23 protein-coding genes are annotated in these 25,107 nt (G+C 43.1%); 21 read left to right on the top strand and 2 right to left on the bottom strand.

Features of this window, described 5'->3' with window-relative positions; translation table 11 throughout:
- Window positions 1-61: 61 nt before the first annotated feature.
- Window positions 62-877, top strand: a complete 816-nt coding sequence (locus J7E32_RS17000) for a patatin-like phospholipase family protein (protein ID WP_214909693.1) — start codon at window positions 62-64, stop codon at window positions 875-877.
- Window positions 874-1,893 carry a SepM family pheromone-processing serine protease gene (locus tag J7E32_RS16995; RefSeq protein WP_214909686.1) on the top strand — a complete coding sequence of 340 codons (1,020 nt, stop codon included), beginning with the start codon at window positions 874-876 and terminating at the stop codon, window positions 1,891-1,893. The genes J7E32_RS17000 and J7E32_RS16995 overlap by 4 nt, the downstream gene beginning before the upstream one ends.
- A gap of 239 nt (window positions 1,894-2,132) precedes the next feature.
- On the opposite strand, the gene J7E32_RS16990 is transcribed toward J7E32_RS16995, so the two are convergent.
- Window positions 2,133-3,350 carry a nucleotidyltransferase gene (locus tag J7E32_RS16990; RefSeq protein ID WP_214909684.1) on the bottom strand — a complete coding sequence of 406 codons (1,218 nt, stop codon included), beginning with the start codon at window positions 3,348-3,350 and terminating at the stop codon, window positions 2,133-2,135.
- 146 nt (window positions 3,351-3,496) lie between these two features.
- On the opposite strand from J7E32_RS16990, the gene J7E32_RS16985 reads away from it, so the two are divergent.
- The 4 genes from J7E32_RS16985 to J7E32_RS16970 all read left to right on the top strand — a co-directional run bounded on the left by J7E32_RS16985 (window position 3,497) and on the right by J7E32_RS16970 (window position 6,108).
- Window positions 3,497-4,021, top strand: coding sequence for a YceD family protein (locus tag J7E32_RS16985; RefSeq protein ID WP_041965521.1), 525 nt, complete (start codon window positions 3,497-3,499; stop codon window positions 4,019-4,021).
- Between the two features lie 80 nt (window positions 4,022-4,101).
- Window positions 4,102-4,275, top strand: a complete 174-nt coding sequence (rpmF, locus tag J7E32_RS16980; protein WP_023615018.1) for a 50S ribosomal protein L32 — start codon at window positions 4,102-4,104, stop codon at window positions 4,273-4,275.
- Between the two features lie 362 nt (window positions 4,276-4,637).
- Entirely contained in the window at window positions 4,638-5,408 is a 771-nt protein-coding gene (locus tag J7E32_RS16975; RefSeq protein ID WP_214909682.1) for an enoyl-CoA hydratase/isomerase family protein, read from the top strand.
- A 79-nt stretch (window positions 5,409-5,487) separates the two neighbouring features.
- On the top strand, window positions 5,488-6,108 hold the full coding sequence (locus tag J7E32_RS16970; RefSeq protein ID WP_214909680.1) for an RsfA family transcriptional regulator: 621 nt from the start codon (window positions 5,488-5,490) through the stop codon (window positions 6,106-6,108).
- A 48-nt stretch (window positions 6,109-6,156) separates the two neighbouring features.
- Here the strand turns inward: J7E32_RS16970 and J7E32_RS16965 are convergent, their stop codons facing one another.
- Window positions 6,157-6,630, bottom strand: coding sequence for an N-acetyltransferase (locus J7E32_RS16965; RefSeq protein ID WP_102262095.1), 474 nt, complete (start codon window positions 6,628-6,630; stop codon window positions 6,157-6,159).
- Window positions 6,631-6,865: 235 nt separating this feature from the next.
- Between J7E32_RS16965 and J7E32_RS16960 the strand changes: the two genes are divergently transcribed.
- The 15 genes from J7E32_RS16960 to murD all read left to right on the top strand — a co-directional run bounded on the left by J7E32_RS16960 (window position 6,866) and on the right by murD (window position 25,103).
- Window positions 6,866-8,209: an acetyl-CoA carboxylase biotin carboxylase subunit gene (locus J7E32_RS16960; protein WP_214909678.1), complete on the top strand. Its 1,344-nt coding sequence runs from the start codon at window positions 6,866-6,868 to the stop codon at window positions 8,207-8,209.
- Between the two features lie 13 nt (window positions 8,210-8,222).
- Window positions 8,223-8,435 carry an acetyl-CoA carboxylase biotin carboxyl carrier protein subunit gene (locus J7E32_RS16955; protein ID WP_214909676.1) on the top strand — a complete coding sequence of 71 codons (213 nt, stop codon included), beginning with the start codon at window positions 8,223-8,225 and terminating at the stop codon, window positions 8,433-8,435.
- A gap of 21 nt (window positions 8,436-8,456) precedes the next feature.
- A complete protein-coding gene (locus J7E32_RS16950; RefSeq protein ID WP_214909675.1) occupies window positions 8,457-9,998 on the top strand; it encodes an acyl-CoA carboxylase subunit beta in 1,542 nt (513 codons plus the stop codon).
- A gap of 298 nt (window positions 9,999-10,296) precedes the next feature.
- Window positions 10,297-11,193 (top strand): 2-dehydropantoate 2-reductase, encoded by an 897-nt coding sequence (locus J7E32_RS16945; protein ID WP_214909673.1) that lies wholly within the window; start codon window positions 10,297-10,299, stop codon window positions 11,191-11,193.
- Window positions 11,190-11,582, top strand: coding sequence for a DUF3397 domain-containing protein (locus J7E32_RS16940; RefSeq protein ID WP_353654064.1), 393 nt, complete (start codon window positions 11,190-11,192; stop codon window positions 11,580-11,582). Before J7E32_RS16945 ends, J7E32_RS16940 begins: the two co-directional genes overlap by 4 nt.
- A 175-nt stretch (window positions 11,583-11,757) precedes the next feature.
- Entirely contained in the window at window positions 11,758-13,392 is a 1,635-nt protein-coding gene (gene bshC, locus J7E32_RS16935) for a bacillithiol biosynthesis cysteine-adding enzyme BshC (RefSeq protein ID WP_214909671.1), read from the top strand.
- A gap of 398 nt (window positions 13,393-13,790) precedes the next feature.
- Complete coding sequence (gene mraZ, locus J7E32_RS16930; protein ID WP_125479207.1) at window positions 13,791-14,222, top strand: division/cell wall cluster transcriptional repressor MraZ; 432 nt, start codon at window positions 13,791-13,793, stop codon at window positions 14,220-14,222.
- 57 nt (window positions 14,223-14,279) lie between these two features.
- Window positions 14,280-15,218 (top strand): 16S rRNA (cytosine(1402)-N(4))-methyltransferase RsmH, encoded by a 939-nt coding sequence (gene rsmH, locus J7E32_RS16925; RefSeq protein WP_214909663.1) that lies wholly within the window; start codon window positions 14,280-14,282, stop codon window positions 15,216-15,218.
- Window positions 15,219-15,247: 29 nt separating this feature from the next.
- Window positions 15,248-15,607 carry a cell division protein FtsL gene (gene ftsL / locus J7E32_RS16920; RefSeq protein WP_353654063.1) on the top strand — a complete coding sequence of 120 codons (360 nt, stop codon included), beginning with the start codon at window positions 15,248-15,250 and terminating at the stop codon, window positions 15,605-15,607.
- Window positions 15,607-17,817, top strand: a complete 2,211-nt coding sequence (locus tag J7E32_RS16915; protein ID WP_214909655.1) for a penicillin-binding protein — start codon at window positions 15,607-15,609, stop codon at window positions 17,815-17,817. Before ftsL ends, J7E32_RS16915 begins: the two co-directional genes overlap by 1 nt.
- Before the next feature lie 919 nt (window positions 17,818-18,736).
- The gene (locus J7E32_RS16910) at window positions 18,737-20,650 is read left to right on the top strand and encodes a stage V sporulation protein D (protein WP_214909654.1); all 1,914 of its coding nucleotides are present in this window, start codon (window positions 18,737-18,739) and stop codon (window positions 20,648-20,650) included.
- A 212-nt stretch (window positions 20,651-20,862) separates the two neighbouring features.
- Window positions 20,863-22,323 carry a UDP-N-acetylmuramoyl-L-alanyl-D-glutamate--2,6-diaminopimelate ligase gene (locus J7E32_RS16905; protein ID WP_214909652.1) on the top strand — a complete coding sequence of 487 codons (1,461 nt, stop codon included), beginning with the start codon at window positions 20,863-20,865 and terminating at the stop codon, window positions 22,321-22,323.
- A gap of 1 nt (window position 22,324) precedes the next feature.
- On the top strand, window positions 22,325-22,774 hold the full coding sequence (locus J7E32_RS16900; RefSeq protein ID WP_214909650.1) for a hypothetical protein: 450 nt from the start codon (window positions 22,325-22,327) through the stop codon (window positions 22,772-22,774).
- A gap of 1 nt (window position 22,775) precedes the next feature.
- Entirely contained in the window at window positions 22,776-23,750 is a 975-nt protein-coding gene (gene mraY, locus J7E32_RS16895) for a phospho-N-acetylmuramoyl-pentapeptide-transferase (protein WP_214909649.1), read from the top strand.
- Window positions 23,751-25,103 (top strand): UDP-N-acetylmuramoyl-L-alanine--D-glutamate ligase, encoded by a 1,353-nt coding sequence (murD, locus tag J7E32_RS16890; protein ID WP_214909647.1) that lies wholly within the window; start codon window positions 23,751-23,753, stop codon window positions 25,101-25,103.
- The last annotated feature ends 4 nt before the right edge of the window (window positions 25,104-25,107 follow it).

Here is a 25,107-nt window from a genome sequence, read left to right as displayed (position 1 = left end):
TAAATCAATATACTCGCTGAACTTCAAATTAGACCAAGTTTAGTCTGTACCCGAAAAAATCATGGTTTTAAGGGAGGAAAAAGCTTTGGCAAGTCCAAAGATTGGTTTAGCTCTAGGGTCAGGTGGAGCACGGGGATTTGCCCATCTGGGTGTCATAAAAGTTTTAAGAGATGAAGGCATCCCAATTGATTTGATTGCCGGAAGCAGCATGGGTGCACTGGTAGCATCATTTTACGGTGCGGGCCTTGACGTCGACCGTCTCTATAAACTATCGCGTGTGTTCAAACGGAAATATTATCTTGATTTTACGGTGCCAAAGATGGGATTTATCGCAGGGAAACGGGTTAAAGAGCTCATCAGGATTTTCACCCATGGAAAAATGATCGAGGAACTGGATATCCCGATTGGCATTGTTGCCACAGACCTGATGTCAGGGGAGAAGGTCGTCTTTAAAAAAGGACCTGTGGCGGAAGCTGTAAGAGCTAGCATCGCAATTCCGGGTATTTTTGTCCCGGAAAAGCTGGATGGAAGGCTGTTCGTTGATGGCGGAGTTGTTGACCGGATTCCTGTATCAGTAGCAAAGGAAATGGGAGCAGATATTGTAATCGCAGTTGATGTATCCAGCGTGAAAAAGAACGAGGATGTTACCTCGATTTTCGATGTAATCATGCAGAGTATCGATATTATGCAAATGGAGCTGGTCTCAAATCGAGAGATCGCTTCCGATGTAATGCTCAGGCCTCCGGTCGAAATGTTTAATTCCAAAGCATTCACTAATATAGAAGACATTATTGCGATTGGCGAAGAAGAAGCAAAAAAGCACATCGATAAGATAAAAAAGTGCATTGATCAATGGAAGGAGCCTCAATCAGAATGAGCAGAAAAAAGTCTATATCTCTGTCTATATTGGCAGCTATATTATTAATGGCCAGTGCTCTTTATTACTTGCCTTACTATGTTACCAAACCGGGAATGGCTAAGGAGCTGGAACCAATCGTCGAGGTTGAAGACGGGTACGATGAGGAAGGAAGCTTCATGCTTACGACAGTCAGGATGGGCAGAGCGAATATATATGCCTATATCATTGCCAAGCTGAGCAAGTATCAGGAAATCTATCCTGTAGAAGATATCAGGGGGGATAATGAGTCTGATGAAGAATACAATATCCGCCAGCTGCACATGATGGATAACTCGAAGACATCGGCAATAGAGGTGGCCTATAAAAAAGCAGGTAAACCAGTTGACTACACCTATAAGGGAGTTTATGTGTTAAGGATAATGGAAGGGATGCCGGCTGAAGGCAAACTTATGCCTGGCGATCTAGTTTTCCAGGTGGATGATAAGGAATTTGACTCATCTGAAGAATTCATTGAATATGTCAGTTCAAAAAAACCAGGTGATACCGTCGAGCTTTCCTATAAAAGAAATGGAAAGTCAGATTCAGTTAAAATACCTCTAAAGGCACTTGATGATGGAAGCGACCGGCCGGTGGTAGGAATACAGCTTGTTGATGACAAGGAAATTCAAGTTGAGCCAGATGTGACAGTCCAATCTGATGAAATCGGTGGTCCATCTGCTGGACTCATGTTCTCACTCGAAATCTACAATCAATTGATCGAGGAAGATTTGACAAAAGGTTATGAAATAGCTGGTACAGGAACTATGAGTTCGGATGGAACAGTGGGACGAATCGGCGGGATCCAGCAGAAAGTAGTAGCTGCAGATAAGGCAGGTGCAGAAATTTTCCTTGCTCCGTTTGAAAAAGGTGCGAAGGGCTCGAACTATGAAGAGGCGCTGATCGCTGCTAAGGATATTGAGACGAAAATGAAAATAGTCCCTGTAGATACTTTTGAGGAAGCTGTATCCTATCTGGAAAATTTAAAAGAAGGCTGATTTCGTAAAAAATGTTGTTAAAATCCTAAAGCCGATTTTAACGTAATATATACCCATTTTGTAGGTCGGTACTAAGTATGCATGCTCTTTTCTCACAAAAGGGTCTACTTTACGAAGAAAAATAGGTCATTAAATCCTATTTTGTAGTCAAATAGTAACAAATTTTGAGAAAAGAGCCTAAAAGAAAAATCAAGCTGAGACCAGCTTGATTTTTCTTTTTTTTAGGAGTTCTGTCCTTCTCATGATTTCAACATGATAGGAGGCCGGCCGAACTCTTCAGAAAGCAGCTGTTCCTGTCCCTGGCCACTTAGGCCAAGAGCAAAGATCTTAGATGCTTTAATATCCAGCTCGATATCTGGATCAGTAAATCCGGAAAGCTTTGATACGAGTGGCAGACTGAAATCCTTTTTCATAGTGTTCAGATAGGAACGTCCTTTTTCTGTTGCCCCCAATAACCGCAAATAATTAGCTGTTTTTTGGTTCGTTTTCATGGTGTCTTTGCGAGTATTGGTTAAAATATGAAGGCAGACTCTCTGCAGCCTTGTCCATGTATAACGCTTGGTTTTGATATATTCCATGAATTGCTGGAATGATTCTGAGGAAGCAGCAGCGGCAAGTAATCTGTTTTCAAGCCCTTCTTCTACTTCATAGAAGCCCCCAATTTCTGATGGATTGCTTTGGAGCAATTTGTATTTCAATAATGGCCAGTAATTTTCCCATGAATGGAAACCGCCATATTGATCTCTGTAGTTAATAAGCTGTTCGTACGTCGATTCTGGTACGTATTGCTTAATGTTATCTATTTCTCCTGCAGCTCCAAATAGGGCTTTGCGTATGCTCGTAGCACTGGCAATCGTGGCGGAAGCAAAATGCTCATCATGGTAACCGGCGTTCTTTCTGGTGATCGTTTTAGCTTTCATTGAGCTTTTTTGCCTGATGATTGCCTGTATGTAATGAAGTCCGAGGATGTTATTAGGCCTTGAAATATCGATAAAACTTTCATCTGGTGCAAGAGATTGAAAGCTGAGGGAGATTGATTTTGGGTAACTAAACCCCTCTCCGGTGTAAAATCTTATTCTCTCCTGGAATTTTTCATTGTTTTCTTCAAGAAAGGTGATTGTTTTATTAAAGGCATCCAAATCACCTGATTCACTGCCAAAACAAAGAGTATCGCAACCAGCAGCAGAAAGAATCGATACTGCCCCTTCTGCAAAAGTTTCCGCATGCTGTGTCGCAAAACGATAGGGAAGTTCAAACACGATATCTGCGCCTGCTTCGAGAGCCATCTTTGTTCTTGCCCATTTTGAGACAAGTGCAGGTTCTCCGCGCTGAAGGAAGTTCCCGCTCATCGCTGCAATCGAAATATCTGCCCCAGATTGTTTCTTTGCCTGTTGCAGGTGGAATAAATGGCCATTATGGAAAGGATTATATTCAACAACGACGCCAACTGCTTTCATTCTTGTACTCCTTCATGTTAAGATGGGTATTGCATTGTCTTGAAGTTTAATTTACAGTATTTATGTAAATTATAGTGTAAAGAAAAAATATTGACAAATGATTACGCGAAGGGCTATAATTACCTTTGTTGCCTTGGGGTGATTCTATGAAATGGACAATAAGTCAGATACAAAAACATCGAAACAAGGACTTTCTAATTGACGAGTTTGTCCGAATGGACTCGATAAAGGAAACAGATCCAACAATCCGTGAGGTTTCTCCCATCCATCTAACTGGAAGGGCAGATATCAGTGCCACACGCGTGACATTCCATATCCGGATTGATGGACATCTAATTCTCCCTTGTTCACGGACACTGGTTGATGTAAAATATCCAATTGATGTGGAAACAACTGAAACTTTCATGTTAAACAGCCACGACTATGAGGCTGATGAGGAAGTTCATCAAGTAACAGGCGATGTCATTGATCTTGAACCCATCATCAAAGAGATCTTGCTAGTGGAAATTCCAATGCAAGTATTCAGCGATGATAGCGCTGGTCAAGAAGGCGCACCCCAGTCAGGTAAGGATTGGGAAGTAATCGAGGAACAGGAGAAATCCGAAAAACTTGATCCCCGACTTGCCGGACTTGCAAAATTCTTTGAGGACTCTAAGGATTCCTCTGACTAATCGATTAAAAAAGAGCGTGGAGGTCCAGAAAAGGACTGGCCTTCATAAACTTTCTTATTCCTTTTAAGGAGGTGGGAAGAATGGCTGTACCATTTAGAAGAACGTCTAAAACTGCGAAAAGAAAACGCCGTACTCATTTTAAATTACAAGTTCCGGGTATGGTAGCATGCCCTAACTGCGGTGAAATGAAACTTGCTCACCGTGTGTGCAAAGCTTGCGGAACATACAAAGGAAAAGAAGTTGTAAACGACTAATCTTTTCTAAGGAAAAGCACAGGATGCATTCGCATCTCTGTGCTTTTTTCTTTGTTTAGGAAATTATAAAATTATTTAGGTGTGGATAACTGCATGTAGTTTTCTTAATCCAGCTCCAGCGCCTAGCCCCTCGAGTCGCTTCGATCCGCCCATTGAAGTCAAAGAACGACTTCATTGGGCGGCTCTCCGGCGCTTGTCGGGGCTGAACGAGGCGCTTGCGCTTTTTGTTCTTTGCGTGAAATTCATGTTTTTCCTGCAAACTCTTTTACCCGCTAATTTTAGTTGCTCAAGCATCTCCAGCACTTTTTAAATGTACAGAATATTGATAAAATTTAGTGGACGAGAATGATAGGAGGCAAACAATGGATCCATACATAATTTCAAAAGAAAAAAGCGGAGTGCTATTTTTTACGATCAACAGGCCTGATAGGAGAAATGCCATAAACTATGAAGTAATGTCCGGACTTGAAAAAGCAATCGATATGGCTGCAGGAAATGATGTTAAAGTCTTTGCTATTACAGGGGCAGGTGACCAGGCATTTTGTTCTGGTGGGGATTTATCCGCATTCCACATTTTAAAAACAGAGACCCAGGCTTATGGGATGCTCTCAAGGATGGCGGGTATTTTATATAAGCTCCTAGTACTGCCGAAACCGACGATTGCCATTCTGAATGGTTCTGCTGTAGGCGGAGGTTGTGAAATTGCTTCTGCCTGCGACTTCCGGATAGGAAGAGAAGGAATGAAAGCGGGATTTGTCCAGGGGAATCTCGCCATTACAACCGGCTGGGGAGGAGGATCGATCCTCTTAGAGAAACTTCCGCAGAATATTGCGATGAAAATGCTCCTTGATGCAAAAATTCACACAGCTGAAGAACTCAGGGATTTTGGGTTCATCCATCAAATTTATAAAGATGATCCGATAGATGCCTGTCTCTCATTTATGAGTGGGAGCTTGGATAAAGAGACAACTGTATTAGAAGAATATAAAACAATGTTGAATAAAAAATGGAAGCTTTTATCAATGAAAGAAAGGATGGAAGAAGAAGCTGCAAGATGTGCTGTTCTTTGGGAGGATGACGCACACCACAAAAAAGTGGACGAATTCATGAGCAAAAAAAATAAAAATAATTAGCAGGGTATTAGGTGTTATCAGTCTATCTTTCCTATTAGATGCATATGAATGAATAAAAAACAATAGGAGGGATTTATTGATGCCATTAACCCGTCAGGATGCCTGGTCACAGGATGAAGATTTATTGCTTGCTGAAGTTGTACTGCGAAATATCAGAGAAGGCGGTACGCAACTGAAAGCGTTTGAAGAAGTAGGAAAGCAGCTTTCGAGGACAGGAGCAGCTTGTGGTTTTCGCTGGAATTCCTATGTGAGGAAACAATATAAATCTGGTATTGAGCTGGCGAAAAAACAGCGGAAGGAAGCGAAAAAACAGGCAAAGACCCAGGTGAGAGAAGAGGAGCCAGCGGCATCTGTGAGTGAAGTGCCAACAAGTCCTTCTGAACAAGAGGAAAAGCAAGCCAGCCTTAACATAGAAGCAGTAAAGCAATATCTTGATGATCTCTATGAAAAAGCGGGCGTTGCAGACAGCCAGGGTGTAAATAAAGAAAAAATCCGCGAGCTTGAAAAGCAAATCTATTACTTGTCTGCCGAAAATGAAAAATTAGGAACACAATTGCGTTCCATGGAGGAAGACTATCGTGCCCTTATTGATATCATGGAGCGTGCGAAAAAAAGAGTAGGCCCTAAAGTCGAGGAGCCGCAGCAAAAAATGAACTTCCAGGTTGAAGGAAAAGGAAGTCTGGAGAAGGTTGAAAAATAGATGATAAAAAGCGCCTGCCGGAAACGGCAGGCGCTATTTTTAAAAAGATTATTGCAATTGTTCAGTTACACCTGCTGGATACCAGACAAGCGGGTTCTCGCCACGGTCTCGCTCCACATCATAATGAACTGGCGTGAAGCCCATTTTATCCCAGAAGTCCTGAGATTTCACTCTTGGATTTGTTTTGATTGGCAGACCATAGCTTTTCGCGAATTCAACTAGTGCTTTTCCATAGCCTTTGCCCTGGTAATTTGGAAGCACTTCTAACTTCCAAAGTTCAAGATAATCCTGGGGAGGCTCGAAATAGCGGTCAAATTGCTTCTTGACCTGGTAAAGGCTCATACGGGCAACAAGCTTGTCACCGAAATAGATTCCGTAGAACGGTGAATCGCTATCATTTTCAACAATGTTCGCTTCCAAGTCCTCCAGCATCGAAAGTTCCTGATGACCATACTCTTTGAACTTCTTGAATTCTTCTAATGTCTTATAATTGATTTTGAGTTTCTCCACTTTATTCACCATAAAACAATCCCCCGATCATGCCGCCAATAATTGATTGTACTTTACCCGAAATATGAAATATTTAAAGGCAGCTGAATATATTTGTTTTTTATAGCCTATTTTTATTATATTATAAAAACATGAAAAATTCTGCATTTGAATTTTAGAAAGCGGTTCCAATTTTTGCAGGAAGTATACAGAATATTGTAGAATTTTATATAGTGAGCGTATTTTTTTACGGGAAAGGGGAAATAGCGTGCAAAAAATATTAATTGCGAACAGAGGGGAAATAGCGCTTCGTATTATCCGGACTTGCCAAGAACTTGGGGTAAAAACAGTAGCTGTCTATTCTGATGCGGATAAAGAGCTGCCTTTTGTGAAAGAAGCTGACAGCGCTTACCGGATTGGCGAGCCGCCTGTACAAAAATCATATCTCAATGCAGATGAAATTTTAAGAATCGCAAAGGAAGAAAAGGTGGATGGCATTCATCCTGGTTATGGATTTTTATCAGAAAACGCAGCGTTTGCCCGCAAAGTGAAGGAAGCAGGTTTGACTTTCATTGGTCCTGCTCCGGATACGATTGAAAAAATGGGCGATAAAATTGTCGCAAGAACAACAATGGAAAAAGCAGGAGTTCCTGTCGTTCCCGGCAGTGAGCAGGGATTAAAGACGCTGGAGGATGCTGTCAAACTTGCAGATAAAATGGGCTACCCTGTCATGCTAAAGGCGAGCGGGGGCGGCGGGGGCATTGGCATGGTGCTTTGTGAAAATGAGCAAGCGCTCGCTAAGAATTTTGATTCTACGAAGGGCAGGGCAAAGGCATACTTTGGTTCTGATGAAGTATTCATAGAAAAATATATCAAAAATGCCCGGCATGTCGAGGTGCAGATTTTTGGCGATACCCATGGCAACCATGTACATATGTTCGAACGTGATTGCTCGGTCCAGCGCCGCCACCAAAAAGTGATTGAAGAGGCACCTTCGCCATTCCTGAAGGAAGAAGCACGTCAGAAGATGTATGATACAGCCGTAAAAGCCGCTAAAGCAGTGGACTATGTGAACGCAGGAACGGTGGAATTCATCGTTGATGAGAACGAAAACTTCTATTTCCTTGAAATGAACACCAGACTGCAGGTTGAACATCCAGTAACAGAAACGATTACTGGCCTGGATCTAGTTAAGTGGCAAATCCTCGTTGCCCGCGGTGAAAAACTGCCGCTGCTTCAGGATGAGATCAAAAAGGATGGCTGGGCGATCGAATTTCGTTTATATGCGGAAGACCCTGTAAAGTTCCTGCCTTCACCTGGAAAGATCAGTGAGTTTTCATGGCTGGAGACAGAAGGCGTTCGAGTTGATTCTGGATATGAATCGGGTTCGACGGTAACCCCTTTTTATGATCCTATGGTAGCCAAATGCATCGTAGGAGGCAGTAGCAGGGAAGAAGCAATCCAGCTTGCACAGGAATTTTTCGCGAACCTGAAAGTCGAAGGCATTAAATCCAATGCCCCGTTGTTTGCGGAGATATTAAGTGAAGAAGGCTTTAAATCTGGCAATTATACAACAGCCTATTTAACAGAAAGAAAAATGGCATCTAAATAGAGGAGGAAAAGACATGAAAGAAATTACAGCAAATATGGCAGGGACAGTACTAAATGTGATGGTAGCAGGTGGAGATACGGTATCAGAGGGACAGGAAGTCCTGATGCTTGAATCCATGAAGATGGAAATCCCTGTTGAAAGTCAGGGCGCAGGCACAGTTGCGGAAGTAAAGGTGAACATCGGGGACTTTGTTAATGAAGGCGATGTCCTGCTTGTATTAGAATAATAGATTTTAAGGAGGAGTAGAATGACTACCGCGAAGACTTTAACTGATTCATTGCAGGAGAAAGTTCAACAAATCGAGGCTGGCGGCCAACCGAAATATCATGAAAAGCTGGCTGAGCAAAATAAATTATTTGTGCGTGAGCGCTTGAATCTATTATTTGACGACGGAGTCTATGAGGAAGATGGCAAATTCGCCAATTTCCAGGCTGGAGACCTTCCGGCAGATGGTGTCGTAACAGCGATCGGAAAAATCGGCGGCCAGACAGTCTGTGTCATGGCGAATGATTCAACAGTAAAAGCGGGTTCCTGGGGAGCAAGGACGGTTGAGAAGATTATCAGGATCCAGGAAACAGCTGAAAAACTAAAGGTGCCTTTATTGTATTTGGTCGATTCAGCAGGTGCGCGAATTACGGATCAGCTTGATATGTTCCCTAACAGAAGGGGAGCAGGCAAGATCTTTTACAATCAAGTGAAATTGTCTGGAGTAATTCCGCAAATCTGTCTTCTTTTCGGACCTTCTGCAGCAGGCGGAGCCTATATCCCAGCTTTTTGCGATATCGTGATCATGGTTGACCAGAATGCTTCGATGTATCTTGGGTCACCAAGGATGGCAGAAAAGGTAATTGGCGAAAAGGTAACGCTTGAAGAAATGGGCGGAGCCCGCATGCATTGTTCCATCAGTGGGGTAGGCGACATGCTCGTTTACAGCGAGGAAGAAGCCATTGAATCGGCGAAGCGCTATTTGAGCTATTTCCCTGCGAATTTCCAGGCGAAGACAGAAGTAGTTGCAGGAGTAGCTCCTAAGTCTGGAAGAAGTCTTGAAGAGATTGTTCCATTGAACCAGAATGCGCCATTTGATATGTATGAAGGTATTGATGCGCTGATCGACGAAGGAAGTTTCTTTGAAATCAAAAAACTGTTCGCTCCAGAGATTATCACTGGGCTTGCACGTATAGATGGAAGGGCAGTAGGAATCATTGCCAACCAGCCGAAGGTGAAGGGCGGAGTATTGTTCGTCGACTCTGCCGATAAGGCTGCTAAATTCATCACACTCTGTGATGCCTTCCATATCCCATTGTTGTTCCTTGCTGACGTGCCGGGCTTCATGATTGGTACGAAGGTTGAGAGAGCAGGGATCATCCGCCATGGAGCGAAGCTGATTGCTGCGATGAGCTCAGCGACAGTACCGAAGATCTCTGTAATTGTCCGTAAGGCATACGGAGCTGGTTTATACGCAATGGCAGGACCTGCATTCGAACCTGATTGCTGCATCGCCCTGCCGACTGCGCAGATCGCGGTAATGGGTCCGGAAGCTGCGGTTAACGCAGTATATTCCAACAAAATCAATCAAATTGAAGACCCTAAAGAGAAAATCGCTTTTGTCCAGGAGAAGCACCAGGAGTATAAAGAAAGTATCGACATCTATAAGCTTGCTTCCGAATTGATTGTTGATGACATTGTTGCAGCCAACGACCTGAGGAATGCACTGATCGACCGGTTCAAGCTATACGAAACAAAAGATATGGAATTCAGTGTAAGAAAACATCCTGTATATCCAGTTTAAGAACTAAAAGCGGAAGTGACTCGAGGGGCTGCGCTGGAGCTGGGCTTAAACAACCCAGGTAGTTATCTATAATTCCCTCGACAAAAGCAAAATGGAGATCCTATTGGGTCTCCATTTTTGCTTTTAGGGGGAAAAGATATTGTTCTATCAAAATTAATTCAAATAACCATAATCCCTTCTTCCTAATAAGCAATAGTTTCTGCTAAAATATGACTAAAGTCGTTGTAATATCGGTGTCAAATGTAATAATTTTTTCCGATAGACATGAATGTCCCTTAGGACAGGATGTGGGGTTCAAATGAAAATAGGAATAATTGGCGGCGGATCAATAGGTTTATTATTCTCTTATTACCTGAGCATGGGCAGTAATGTTTCTATATACACAAGGACACGGGAACAAGCAGACTCTATTAACGAACATGGTCTTCATCTTGTTAAAAATGGAATAGAGCATACTCCTGCGAAGGTAACTGCTGTTCCTATCCAGGAATGGAAGGGGAACGATGATTTAACAGTTGTCGCGGTAAAGCAATACCAGCTGGATGGTTTAATATCTGATATAAAAGATAAAGCCAAAGGGAGCATCCTTTTTCTTCAAAATGGCTATGGCCATATCAAGCTGCTTTCTGAATTGGAAACAGCTGAAGTTTATGTTGGATCCGTTGAACACGGAGCTGTAAGAAAGAACGGCTTTACAGTTCAGCATAATGGGTTGGGCGTGACAAGAACAGCGGTATTTAAAGGAGAAGATGACCTGCTTAGAGAATTATTTACTATATCTTCTTCGGGTTTCCCGTTTATCTTTGAACCGGATTTCAAGGAGATGCTAATCAAAAAGCTGGTGGTCAATTCGGTTATCAATCCATTGACAGCAATTCTTAAAGTTAAAAACGGTGAACTGGTCCACAATCCATTTTACTTTGAAATTTTTAAGCAAATGTTTGATGAGTGTGCATATGTACTTGATTTGCCAAATCGGGAACAGTACTTCCAAAATCTAATGACAGTTTGCGAAAAAACGGCAAATAACCATTCATCCATGTATAAAGATATTGAAAATGGCCGACAAACTGAAATTGACGCCATACTTGGGTATTTGCTCGAATTATCTAGAAGCAAAAATATAAAAGCTCCATTAATACATAATTATTATCATTGCATCAAGGGGAAGGAGCACGAAAGGGAGGGAGCATGATGCCGGGATTCTTCTCCGCACTTGTTGCCGCATTGATCACAGTTCCAATGATTGGCTACCTCGCTGTGTTCATCATCAGTAAGCAAATCACAGGCAACCATCGGCGTTCGGTCAATATGGCCATTGATTTCAGCACCTTTTTGCTGGTGATGTCTGTCCACTTTTTGATCATCACTATTTGGGAAAAGTCATTACTGTGGCTGATTTTGATTATCCTGCTATTACTTGCGGCAATATTTGTCTGGGTTCATTGGAAATATAAAGAGGAAATCGTACTGCCGAAAGTATTCAGAGGCTTTTGGCGCTTCAATTTCCTGCTTTTCTTTTCTGCCTACATCGTCCTTGTGTTGTATGGTTTGGTTAAGCGCCTGACATTTTTGTTTGCTTAATCCAGTGTTGGACCGTCCATTAGGAGGTCCAGCATTTTTTTTAGCTGATCCTAAGCTGGATTGAAAAGAATCTTGATTTTAGAAATTTCGTAAAGCAAAGTTTTTTTCTTTTCAATTCAAACAATGCTATACTCATAACAGTGAAAATTGCTTACGAGAAAGGAAGTACAAGCTAATGGAGATGTTGAATCTCTCTCTTCCGGCAGCGAACCGGTTTGCGACAGATTACCTGGCTGGAAGCCCTGAATTGCAGAGCTTCTTTCATTATAATTTTACAGATGAAAAATCTTATATCCATCGCCTTGATGAATTGAAAAACAGAAGCTTTATGAGGAATGAGCTTGCAGACCATATACAGTTCTTTATGTCTCGTTATGCCAAGTCTGACAAAATCATTGACAATATTGATAAGCTCAGAAAAGAAAATAGCGTTGCAGTCATCGGAGGACAGCAGGCAGGTATTCTGACTGGCCCCCTATATACAATTCATAAAGTGATTTCGATTATCAAGCTTGCTGAACAAAAAGAGGCGGAGCTGGGCGTCCCAGTCGTACCCGTATTCTGGATTGCCGGAGAGGACCATGATTACCAGGAAGTTAACCATGTGTACGTCATGAAGGACAATAAGCAGGAAAAGTGGGTTTATCCTGAAAGGAATCTAGAGAAAAAAATGATTTCAGAAGTGTGTATCAACCGGGAGCTATGCTATTCCTGGGTTGAAGAAATCATGGAAACATACGGTGAAACAAAGTACACGAAAGAAGTGTTGGCATTTGCTTTAGAATCTTTGGAGAAAGCGGAATCCTTCGTTGATTTTTTTGCGATGATTATCATGGAACTTTTCAAGGACTCAGGTTTGCTGATTGTGGATTCCGGAAATAAAGAGCTGCGCAGGCTGGAAAAAGAATATTTCATCAATCAAATTAAAAATCACCGTGAAGTTACAACTGCTGTTCTCGTCCAGCAAGAACAGACAATCTCGGCAGGATTTGCGAATATGATTGATATTAACGAAAATGCTGCGAACCTTTTCTTTTACGATGAAAAAGTAAACGAGCGGATTTTGCTCCAATTTGACCCACAAAGTGGCGGATTTTCAGGTAAAAATGGAGAAGTAAGCTTCACATATGATGAGCTGGTGGAGATTGCGAACGAATATCCTGAGAAGCTAAGCAATAATGTCGTCACACGTCCTTTAATGCAGGAGTGGCTTTTCCCAACGCTTGCCTTCATTGGCGGTCCTGGTGAAATTGCTTATTGGGCCGAGCTCAAACTCGCTTTTGAAAATTTCGGGCTTAAGATGCCTCCGCTCGTTCCAAGACTTAACCTCACACTGCTTGAAAGGTCGATTGAGTCTGACCTTGAAGAACTGAATCTGGATTTGAAAGAAGTTTTAATTTCAGGTACAAGTGGACATGAATTGAAATTTATCGATTCATTAAAGGATCGAGAAGTAGAAGAACTTTTCGAGAATGTAAAAAGGAATCTGACAGAACAATATAAAGTCATCCGCGAAAAATCAAACGGGATTGACCCGGTACTGATGCCAATGCTGCAAAAAAACGAATCTATCCTGATAAAGCAGGTTGGATTCATGGAAGATAAAATTGTAGAGGCAATTTGCCGTAAACATGACCATATCCTGAGAAAATTCACAAGAGTGGAAAATGCTTTAAGACCAGGCGGATCACCGCAGGAAAGAGTCTGGAACCCATTCTACTATTTGAATAAGTACGGACTGGATTTAATACCAGGATTACTGAAGCTTCATTATGAATTCGATGGAACCCACAAAATTATAAAGTTGTAACTTCAGGCTTCATCCTAGGAGGATGGAGCTTTTTTTCTTTGGGATATTATTGTCACACCTCTGCATTGCCCGAAAAGAGGGAGGAAGATGAATTTCGATAAAAGCAATGGTTCTGCATTGCCTGAAAAGAGAAGGAAAGATGAATTACGGTAAAAGCAACGGTTCTGCATTTCCTGTAAAGAGAGAGGGAGATGAATTAACCTAAAAGCAGCGGCTCTTCTTTTCCCGAAAGGAAAGGAAACGGCGCATTTAGGTAAAAGCATCTTTTTGAAATGAAAGAAATTGATGGAAATGATGATTTCCGGGAGGATTTCAAGGGCGGGGGGAGAATATTTAAAATAAGGTGGTGAAAAGTGGGGGAATGTGGTACATTGGATTTAGAAAGTGGGGGTAGTGGCATGTTCATGGGTGAATACCATCATAATGTTGATAGCAAAGGCCGATTGATCATCCCTGCCAAGGTCCGTGAAAACCTGGGAGAAATGTTCATTCTTACCCGTGGGCTTGACCAGTGTTTATTTGGCTATCCCGTTTCTGAATGGTCAGTGATCGAAGACAAGCTCAAAGGACTTCCACTGACGAAAAAAGATGCACGAGCATTTACCCGTTTTTTCTTTTCGGGTGCTACCGAGAGTGAAATTGACAAACAGGGGAGAGTCAATATTCCTTCCCCGCTGATGCAGTACGCCAAGCTTGAGAAAGAATGTGTGATTTTAGGTGTTTCCAATCGAATTGAAATTTGGAGCAAAGCCATCTGGGAAGAATATTTCGCAGAATCTGAGGAATCTTTTGCTGAAATTGCGGAAAATATGATTGGATTTGATATTTAAGGGTAACATTATTCTGATATAATATTACCTGCTCCTCGATTGGAAAGGTGGATCATAATGTTCAAGCATACAACAGTTTTACTGGAAGAAACAGTAGACGGGCTCGATATCAAGCCTGACGGTACATATGTGGATTGCACTCTCGGTGGCGCAGGCCACAGTGAATTGATTTTGTCCAAGCTCTCAGACGAAGGAAAGCTATACGCGTTTGACCAGGACGATATCGCAATTGCGAATGCAAAAGAAAAGCTTGCAGCTTATGGCGACAGGCTGACAATCATTAAAAGCAACTTTCTTCATCTGAAGGAAGAGCTTGAAAATCATGGTGTAACTGAGGTTGACGGTGTGCTATATGACCTTGGGGTTTCATCTCCACAGCTGGACACGCCTGAACGTGGCTTCAGCTACCATCATGATGCTCCGCTTGATATGCGGATGGACCAGGACGCACCATTGTCCGCTTACGATGTCATTAATGAATGGCCATATGAGAAATTGGTCAAGATCTTTTTCCGGTATGGGGAAGAGAAATTTTCAAAGCAGATTGCCAGAAAGATCGAGGCAGCAAGGGAAATCAAACCGATTGAAACCACTGGTGAGCTTGTAGAGTTGATCAAGGATGCAATTCCTGCACCTGCAAGGAGAAAAGGTGGTCACCCGGCAAAGAGGGTTTTCCAGGCTGTGAGAATCGCTGTTAATGATGAACTTGGCGTCTTTGAAAAATCACTCGAACAGGCGATTGACCTGCTTGCTTTAGGCGGAAGGATCAGTGTTATCACCTTCCACTCACTTGAGGACAGGATTTGTAAGGTAACCTTGAAAAAAGCGAGCGAAACTCCGCCGCTGCCGCCAGGTTTGCCAATCATTCCCGAGGAATACCAGCCGAAGTTGAAGCTGGTCACACGAAAGCCGATTCTCCCTTCAGAGGAAGAGCTTGAGTTCAATAACAGGGCAAGATCTGCAAAACTGCGTATCGCTGAAAAAGTAAAAAGATAAAATTTAAAATATAATTTTCAGGAGGGAAAATGATGAGCAATCTGGCTAGAAAATTGCAGCAAGAACAACAGCAGCAAACTGTTCAGGCACCGGCAAAAGCACCGGTCAAGCGCAATCCGATACTGACGCCCGGCGAAAAAATCCTCATGTTTGTTTTCGGGGTAATTGTTTGCTTCGGCGCAACATTCATGGTTTCAAAACAGGCAGCCATTTACGAAGTCAACAAAGAAATTCAAATCATTGAAGGCAATATTCAGGAGCAGCAAAAGATTAACAGTGACCTTGAAATCCAGATTAGCGAATTAAGTACCTATGAAAGAATCAAACAGGTAACAGAAAAGCTCGGTTTAACATTGAATGAAGACAATGTTAAAGGTGTGGAAAACTGATGATCAAGAAACAGCCAAATATGAATGCAGGAGCAGCGGTATTATTCGTAATATTCAGCCTGCTCTTTTTTATCTTGATTTTCAGGTTCATTTCCATCCAGGTAACTGGAGAGGTACATGGACAAGCCCTGGCTGCAAGGGCACAGCAGAAGTATTCAAATGAAAAAGTAATCGAGGCGACAAGAGGAACGATTTTTGACCGAAAAGGCGAAGTTGTTGCTGAAGATACAACTGCCTACACGCTTGTCGCTATCCTTAATGAATCTGTGACAACGAATAAAAAGAAACCAAAGCATGTCAGTGACCCTGCGAAGACCGCGGCAGTACTGGCAAAATATATAGATATGAGCGAATCGGAGATATACAAACGTCTGACCAAAGAAAAAGCATGGCAGGTTGAATTTGGAAAAGCCGGCCGCGACATATCTCATCAGACCAAACGTGAAATCGAAGAGGAAAAGCTGCCAGGGATTACTTTTTTACGAGATTCTAAGAGATTCTATCCGAATGGTGTATTCTCATCCCACTTAGTCGGATTTGTAGAAAAGGAAGAAACAGAGGACAATAAAACGGTTACTTCTGGACAGCTGGGGATTGAAAAAACGCTTAATGACGAATTGACTGGTAAAAATGGTTCACTTTCGTTTGAAAGTGATTTATGGGGCTTCCTTTTACCTGATGGTGAGAAAAAAGTTACTCCTGCCCAAGATGGCAGCAATGTTTTTTTAACGATTGATAAAAAAATCCAGACGTTCGTGGAGGATGCAATTGATCGTGTAGACAAGGAATACAAGCCAAAGAAAATCATTGCAGTTGTCGCTGATCCGAAGACAGGGGATATCCTTGCGATGGCACAGCGGCCTAGCTTCCACCCGACGACAAGGGAGGGTTTAAATGAAAGCTGGCATAATGAAGTTGTTGAAACACCGATCGAGCCAGGTTCGACGATGAAAATTTTCACGCTTGCAGCTGCAATTGAGGAGAACAAATGGAATCCGAATGAGTGGTATAAATCTGGATCCTATAAAGTAACCGAAAACTCCAAGCCGATTCGCGACCATAACGGCAGTGGCTGGGGCTCAATTACCTATCTTGAAGGAATCCAGCGCTCCTCAAACGTAGCAGTGGCAAAGCTAGTAAATGAAAAAATCGGCACAGAAAAATTCAGGGAGTATTTAACTGATTTTGGCTTTGACCAGCCTACAGGCATTGACCTTCCAAACGAAGCAGCAGGAACTATTGTTTATAGATGGCCGATTGAGAAAATCACGACATCATACGGTCAGGGAACAACAGTGACACCAATCCAGATGGTACAGGCTGCAACAGCAGTAGCAAATGATGGCAAGATGATGAAACCGCGTGTGATTGATAAGATAGTCAATCCGAACACTGGTGAAGTGATCACGCAGGAAGAGCCGAAGTCCGTTGGTCAGCCTATATCAGCTGAAACAGCAAAGCAGGTCCGAGATGTTTTAGGGACGGTTGTTACTGGTGAGCATGGTACTGGTAAATCATACGCCATCGAGGGATACGAGGTTGCTGGTAAAACTGGTACTGCGAACTTAACAGCAAACGGGGCTTATTTAGACGGAGCGAGCGATTATCTGTTTTCATTCCTTGGAATGGCTCCAAAAGATGATCCTAAACTGATCGTCTATGTCGCCGTTCAGCAGCCGGAAATTGACCATTATTTTAAAGGCTCTATACCAACGTCTATGATTTTTAAATCTGTGATGAAGAGCAGTCTACAGTATTTGAATATCAAACCTGCCACTGTGGAAAAAGCAGATTCCAGTCCTGTTCCAGATGTAACAGGGCTGATTGCAGCAGAAGCGAAGAAGCTGCTTGAATCCAAAGGGTTTGAAACAGTGATAATAGGAGACGGAAACCAGGTTGTTGAGCAGTTGCCAAAGGCTAATATTATGGCGCTCGAAGGAGAAAAGGTCTTTATCAGGGCATCTGGAGTCATGACCTACCCAGACATGACAGACTGGTCACTCAGAGACGTAATGAAGCTGGCGCAAATTACAGATATTAAGCTAAACAAAGCCGGCAGCGGCTATGTCACGAAACAAAGTCTTAAGCCAGGATTACCAATCAATGAAGGCGAAAATTTGATTGTCGAGCTGGAAACCCCGCTGCAGCAATTTGAGAAATCATTGAAAACTGAAGAAGAAAATGAAGAAACAGAGGAAGTGGGCGGATAAGCCCTTTCTCTGTTTTTTTGTTTGCTGACGGTAATTGGTAGTTGTCTTAGGAGCCGATAAAATTCTAAGCTTATGTCTCTATTTTTTCGAAGTAGCCCTGTGTTCAGACAAAACCAAAGCCTGATCAGCTCATTTTGTCTGAAGTAGTATCAAGTTCGGACAAAAACGTAGCCTGATCTTCATGATTTGTCCGAAGTAGCCCTGTGTTCAGACAAAACCTCAGCCCGATCAGCTCATTTTGTCTGAAGTAGTACCAAGTTCGGACAAAAACGTAGCTAGATCATCTAGTTTTGTCCGAAGTAGCCCTGTGTTCAGACAAAGCCACAGTCCAATCAGCTCATTTTGTCTGAAGCAGTATCAAGTTCGGCCAAAATCGTAGCCTGATCTTCATGGTTTGTCCGAAGTAGCCCTAGGTTCAGACAAAACCTCAGCTGGATCAGCTCATTTTGTCTGAAGCGGCATCAAGTTCGGACAAAATCGTAGCTGGATCATCTAGTTTTGTCCGAAGTAGCCCTAGGTTCAGACAAAACATCAGCTGGGTAAGCTCATTTTGTCTGAAGTGGCATCAAGTTCGGCCAAAATCAGTAGCTGGATCATCTAGTTTTGTCCGAAGTAGCCCTGTGTTCAGACAAAACCTCAGCTGAATCAGCTCATTTTGTCTGAAGCAGTACCAAGTTCGGCCAAAATCAGTAGCCAGAACTTCATGATTTGTCCGAAGTATCACCTGGTTCTACCAACGCTGCAATGAAATCCTCCTTACTAGTAGTCAGTAACACTTCCTTATCCCTGCTCTTTATAAACCTCAGCTTGTCTCCACTTCTTGTTATATTGTAATTCGTACAAGCATATATTTGAACGAGTGTCTGAGAGTATCTTAGTTTACTATTGGAACAACTATAGAGGGAGGTTCGTTCACTATATGCGTGTATCAAATGTGACGGTCAGAAAGAGGTTGGCTCTCGTTCTGGTGGTTGGGATTTTGGTGTTTTTCATCATAGATGTCCGGCTTGGTTATGTGCAGTTTATGCTTGGAGACTTTTTGACAGGAAAGGCGAAGGATTCATGGAGCAGGAACGTCCCATTTGAACCGCAGCGAGGGGAAATAACGGATAGGAATGGAGTGGCGCTTGCAACGAATATTAGTGCACCGACTGTTTACGTGGTGCCGCGCCAGGTAGAGGATCCCGAAGCTGCTGCAGAAATATTGGCGAAGGCTTTAAACATGTCTAAAGAGAAGGCCTATCAACATATTACGAAAAAAGCCATGATTGAGAGAATTCCAGAGGGCAGAAAGATTTCTCACGAGAAAGCCAAGGAAATCAGGGCGCTCGATATCAAAGGTATATACATCGGCGAGGATTCAAAGCGCCATTATCCGTATGGAAGCTATTTGTCACATGTGCTTGGCTTCGCGGGTATTGACAACCAGGGATTGATGGGGCTGGAGCTCTATTATGATAAGGAGTTAAAAGGAGAAAAGGGTTCGGTTCAATTTTATGCGGATGCAAAACAGCAGCGGATGAACAATATGGCTGATGATTACCAACCTCCTGTGGACGGGCTTGATTTAAAGCTGACGATCGACAGCAGGGTACAGACTATCGTCGAGAGGGAGCTGGATATTGCCCAGGCCAAATACAATCCGGATGGCATCATTGCGATTGCCATGAATCCGAACAACGGGGAGATCCTCGCAATGTCGAGCAGGCCTGACTTTGATCCAGCCAATTTCCGCAATGTTGCCCCGGAAGTTTACAACCGGAACCTGCCGATTTGGAGCACGTATGAACCAGGTTCCACTTTCAAAATTGTCACACTTGCCGCAGCACTTCAGGAAGGGAAGGTCGACCTTGAAAAAGATCACTTTCATGACTCCGGTTCTGTTGAAGTGGCTGGGGCCAGAATACGCTGCTGGAAAAAGGGCGGACACGGAAGCCAATCGTTCCTTGAGGTTGTCGAGAATTCATGCAACCCTGGTTTCGTTGAGCTAGGAGACAGACTCGGAAAAGAAAAACTATTTAAATATGTGAAGGATTTCGGTTTCGGAGAGAAGACAGGCATTGACCTTCAAGGGGAAGGGAAAGGCATCCTGTTCAACCTGGACAGAGTTGGTCCAATCGAGCAGGCAACAACAGCTTTTGGACAGGGTGTTTCCGTCACACCGATTCAGCAGGTCGCTGCGGTTTCAGCAGCAGTAAATGGTGGAATATTGTATACACCTTACATTGCAAAAGAGCTTATTGACCCTGTTACAGGCGAAGTCGTCATGAAGAAATCTCCACAGGCAAAAAGAAGGGTTATCTCTGAAGAAACCTCGAAGGAAATCAGGCATGCGCTTGAAAGTGTCGTAGCTAAAGGTTCAGGGAAAAATGCTTATGTTGACTCTTACAGGGTTGGCGGCAAAACAGGTACTGCCCAAAAGGCAAAGGATGGACGCTATCTTGAAAATAACCATATCGTTTCCTTCATAGGTTTTGCTCCTGCTGATGATCCGCAAATTGTCATCTATGTAGCGGTTGACAATCCTAAGGGAACAGTCCAGTTTGGCGGGGTAGTGGCAGCACCTATTGTTGGAGATATGATGGAGGACAGCCTGCGGGCTATGGAGGTTCCTCCTAGGAAGGACCAGATTGAAAAAGAATTGACCTGGTTGGATACACCTATGGTGGAGGTGCCTGACCTGGTTGGCTTATCCAAACAGGAGCTCAGGCAACAACTTATCAATTTCAAGCTTGATATAGCAGGCGATGGGGAGAAAGTTGTCAAACAGCTTCCTTCACCAGGGGTGAAAATTAAGGAAGGATCAACCATTAGGGTTTATATGAACGATTAACAGGAAATAAAACGAAAGCTAATGGTGAGCAGGCGGCGGCAGGATAATCATCCGCCGCCTGCTTCAGGATACTTGGTTATTTCGCTTGTTGAGGAGCAGACCCAGTCTGACTCGTGTAAAAAGGGCTTGCTCTTTTCGTCTCAACAATGGCTAATTTCAGCCTAATCATGTAAAATAAGAGTCGCCATGTTGTTTGAGAGGATTTGATATTTATGAAATTACACGAATTGATTGGATACTTGCACCCGTTCGTGGATTACAAGGGAGAAAATCCCGAAATTACTTCAATTGAAAATGATAACCGCAGAGTGACTCCTGGAAGTTTATTCATATGCATAAAAGGTTATACAGTTGATGGTCATGATTTTGCTGGATCAGCCGTGAAGAATGGAGCTGCAGCCGTTCTGGCCGAACGAGAACTGCCTGTGAATGTCCCGGTAATTGTTGTGAAGGATACGGTGCGTGCAATGGCTGTGCTTGCTGATGCGTTTTTCGGCCAGCCTAGCCATAAGCTTCATCTGGTTGGGATCACTGGTACGAACGGAAAGACTACGACCAGCCATATTATTGAACAGATTTTCAAGGATGCTGATCAGAAAACCGGCTTGATTGGAACGATGTACACAAAGATTGGCGAGCAAATTTTTGAAGTGAAGAATACAACACCGGAGAGCCTGACTCTTCAAAAGACGTTCAAGAAAATGGTCGACGAACAAGTTGATACAGCGGTAATGGAGGTATCTTCGCATGCGCTTGTTTATGGCCGGGTCCATGGGACGGATTACAATGTTGCTGTTTTCACAAACCTGACGCAAGACCATCTGGACTACCATAAGACAATGGAAGAATACAGGAAGGCGAAGGGACTTCTTTTTTCCCAGCTTGGAAATGCCTTTAACCATGAGAAACCGAAATTTGCAGTCTTGAATTCAGACGATCCGGCAAGTGATGAATTTGCCATGCTGACAACTGCCCATATATTAACATATGGGATCGACAACCATGCTGACCTGCAGGCAATCAACATTGCGATGACAGCCAGCGGAACATCATTTGATTTGGTCAGCCCGTTTGGCGTGAAAAAGGTAAACATCCAGTTAATTGGAAAGTTCAGCATTTATAATGTACTTGCGAGCATCGGAGCTGCTCTCGTTTCTGGAGTACCTTTAGAGGTTATTATCGCATCTGTTGAAGGTGTTAAAGGAGTTTCGGGAAGGTTTGAAGTAGTCGATGCAGGACAGGATTTTTCTGTGATCGTTGACTATGCACATACCCCGGACAGTCTTGAAAACGTCTTGAAAACAATACAGCAATTTGCACAGAAGAAGGTTTACTGTGTAGTTGGCTGCGGAGGCGACCGGGATCGAACCAAGCGTCCGCTTATGGCGAAAATCGCTTGTGAATATTCTACAGATGCCATCTTCACATCTGATAACCCGCGCAGCGAGGATCCGGCAGAAATCATCAAGGATATGGAAGAAGGAGTAAAAGGCGAAGTTTATACTTCGATTATTGACAGGAAGGAAGCTATCCAGCATGCCATAAAAAATGCGAAGTCTGGGGATGTGATCCTGATTGCTGGGAAGGGCCATGAAACATACCAGCAAATAGGTGACAGGACATTCGACTTTGATGACCGGATTGTGGCACGCGAGGCGATAGAGGAGAGGTAATATGCTGACATACCAGGATGTTTCAAGTCTATTTTCAAGAGCTGCTGGAATAAGGGATGAGAATATCCACTTTCATACTGTAAGCAGTCTGGCTGATGCTAAACAGCCTAAAGGCCTATTTGTGCCGGTATCGAATGATTCCGGGACTTTACAGGAAGCAATTTCCAATGGCGCTGTGGCAGCTGTCTGGCCTGAAGGCGAGCAGGTGCCTGCATATGCGCCAAACCACTTCCCAATTTTTTATACACAAGATAATTTGAAAGGCTTAGAGAAAATTATGAACTCATACTATGATTACTTAACACAACAAGAAGACCTCAACGAAAGAACTAAATTCATTTTCCTGAACAAAGCACTTCTTAATGAAGCTGATGAAACATATGATATAGCTGTGATGGCCGAAAACATCAATGATTTTGGCAGCAATCGTAATAAGGCAGGTGAGGAATAGAATGCTGGAGCAAGTTATCTTTTTCACAATATTGATGGGTTTTCTTATCACTGTTCTGCTTTCTCCAGTGTTTATTCCTTTTTTGAGAAGGCTTAAATTTGGCCAGAGCATCAGAGAAGAAGGGCCGAAATCGCATCAGAAAAAAACAGGTACACCGACTATGGGCGGCGTCATGATCTTAATCTCCATCACCATCACGACCCTCGTCATGACGGGAAAGTTCTCCCAGCCTTCAGTAGAAACGTATCTATTGTTATTTGTTACTCTTGGATTTGGCCTGCTTGGCTTTATGGATGATTTCATCAAGGTTGTCATGAAGCGAAACCTGGGCTTGACTTCGAAACAAAAACTGCTTGGCCAGATTATTATTTCCGTTATTTTTTACTTCATATTCAAGCAAAGTGAATTATCAACAGTCATCAGCATCCCGTTAACAGACATCTCTTTTGATCTCGGATGGGGTTATGCACTGTTCATTATTTTCTGGATGGTCGGGTTCTCAAATGCTGTTAACTTGACGGACGGGCTTGACGGGCTGGTTTCCGGAACAGCTGCTATTGCATTTGGTGCATTCGCTGTACTTGCCTGGAGCCAATCTCAATATGAGCTTTCTATTTTTTCAGTCGCGGTGGTTGGCGCTGTTTTAGGATTCCTTGTTTTCAATGCGCATCCTGCTAAAGTGTTCATGGGTGACACAGGTTCCCTCGCTCTTGGTGGGGCTATTGCAACTGTAGCGATCCTTGCAAAGCTTGAGATTATCCTGATTATCATTGGCGGAATATTTGTGATTGAAACATTATCCGTAATCCTTCAGGTGATTTCATTTAAAACTACTGGGAAAAGAATATTTAGGATGAGTCCCCTTCACCACCACTACGAATTGATTGGCTGGTCAGAATGGCGTGTTGTTGTCACGTTCTGGACTGTAGGTCTTCTTTTCGCTATCCTTGGAATTTATATTGAGGTGTGGATCTAGATGAAAGATATCAAAACATATCAACATAAAAAGATACTAGTACTTGGTCTTGCCAAGAGTGGAGTCAGTGCGGCTGCTCTACTACATAAATTAGGCGCTTTTGTAACTGTCAACGATAGTAAGCCTCTCTCTGAAAATCCCGAAGCGCAAGGATTGCTTGAACAGGGAATCAAGGTTGTGTGTGGAAGCCATCCGATTGAATTGATGGACGAAGGCTTTGAACTCGTCGTTAAGAATCCCGGAATTCCCTACTATAATCCTATGATTCAAAAGGCGATTGAAAAAGAAATTCCGGTAATTACCGAGGTTGAGCTTGCATACCAGATTTCCGAGGCACCGCTGATTGGTATTACAGGTACTAACGGAAAAACAACTACTACCACTTTAATATTCGAAATGCTTGAGGCGGGAAACAAGCATCCATTGATTGCAGGAAATATCGGTACGGTAGCATCAGGTGTTGCTCAGGAAGCCACAGCTGAAAATACGATCGTCATTGAACTGTCATCATTTCAATTGATGGGAATCGACCAGTTCAAGCCTCGGATATCCATCATTACAAATCTGTATGACGCACACCTGGATTATCACGGTACAAGAAATGAATATATTAATGCAAAGGCTAGGATTACACAAAACCAGACTGAAGAAGACTTCCTGATTGTCAATGCCGACCAGGAGGAATGCATGGAAATTGCCCGCAATTCAAAAGCGCAAGTCGTTCCTTTTTCAAAAAGGAAGGTGCTTGAAAATGGTGCCTATGTGAAGGACGGCTGGGTTTGCTTTAACGGAGAGCAAATTATTGAAACAAAGAATATCGTCCTGCCGGGCGAGCATAATCTGGAGAATATACTATCGGCCGTAGCGGCGACCCTGCTTTCAGGTGCAGATAAAGAGGCCATCATTAAGGTGCTTACCAGCTTTGCAGGCGTTCGTCACAGGCTCCAGTATGTAGGGACTATTGATGATCGTAAATTTTATAATGACTCAAAAGCAACGAATATATTGGCTACTGAAAATGCCCTCGCAGCATTCGATGTACCAATCGTCTTGCTGGCCGGCGGTCTTGACAGGGGCAATTCTTTTGATGAGCTTGTTCCTTCGTTGAAATATGTAAAGACATTGATTACTTTTGGAGAAACTGCTGAAAAAGTTGGACAGGCTGGCCGTGATGCAGGAATAAAAACGATTTTGCGGGCCGATAATGTTGAAAAGGCCGTTCCCGTGGCATTTGAACATTCAGAACCCGGTGATGTCATCCTGCTGTCTCCAGCATGTGCAAGCTGGGATCAGTACAAAACTTTTGAGGTCAGGGGAGACATGTTTATCGAGGCCGTGCATAAGCTTAAGTAAGGGC

This window comes from Bacillus sp. ISL-55 (genome assembly GCF_018613155.1).
Taxonomy (GTDB): Bacteria; Bacillota; Bacilli; order Bacillales; family Cytobacillaceae; genus Mesobacillus.
Note: the sequence above shows the minus strand (reverse complement) of the source record. Positions and strands in the feature narration are given on the sequence as shown.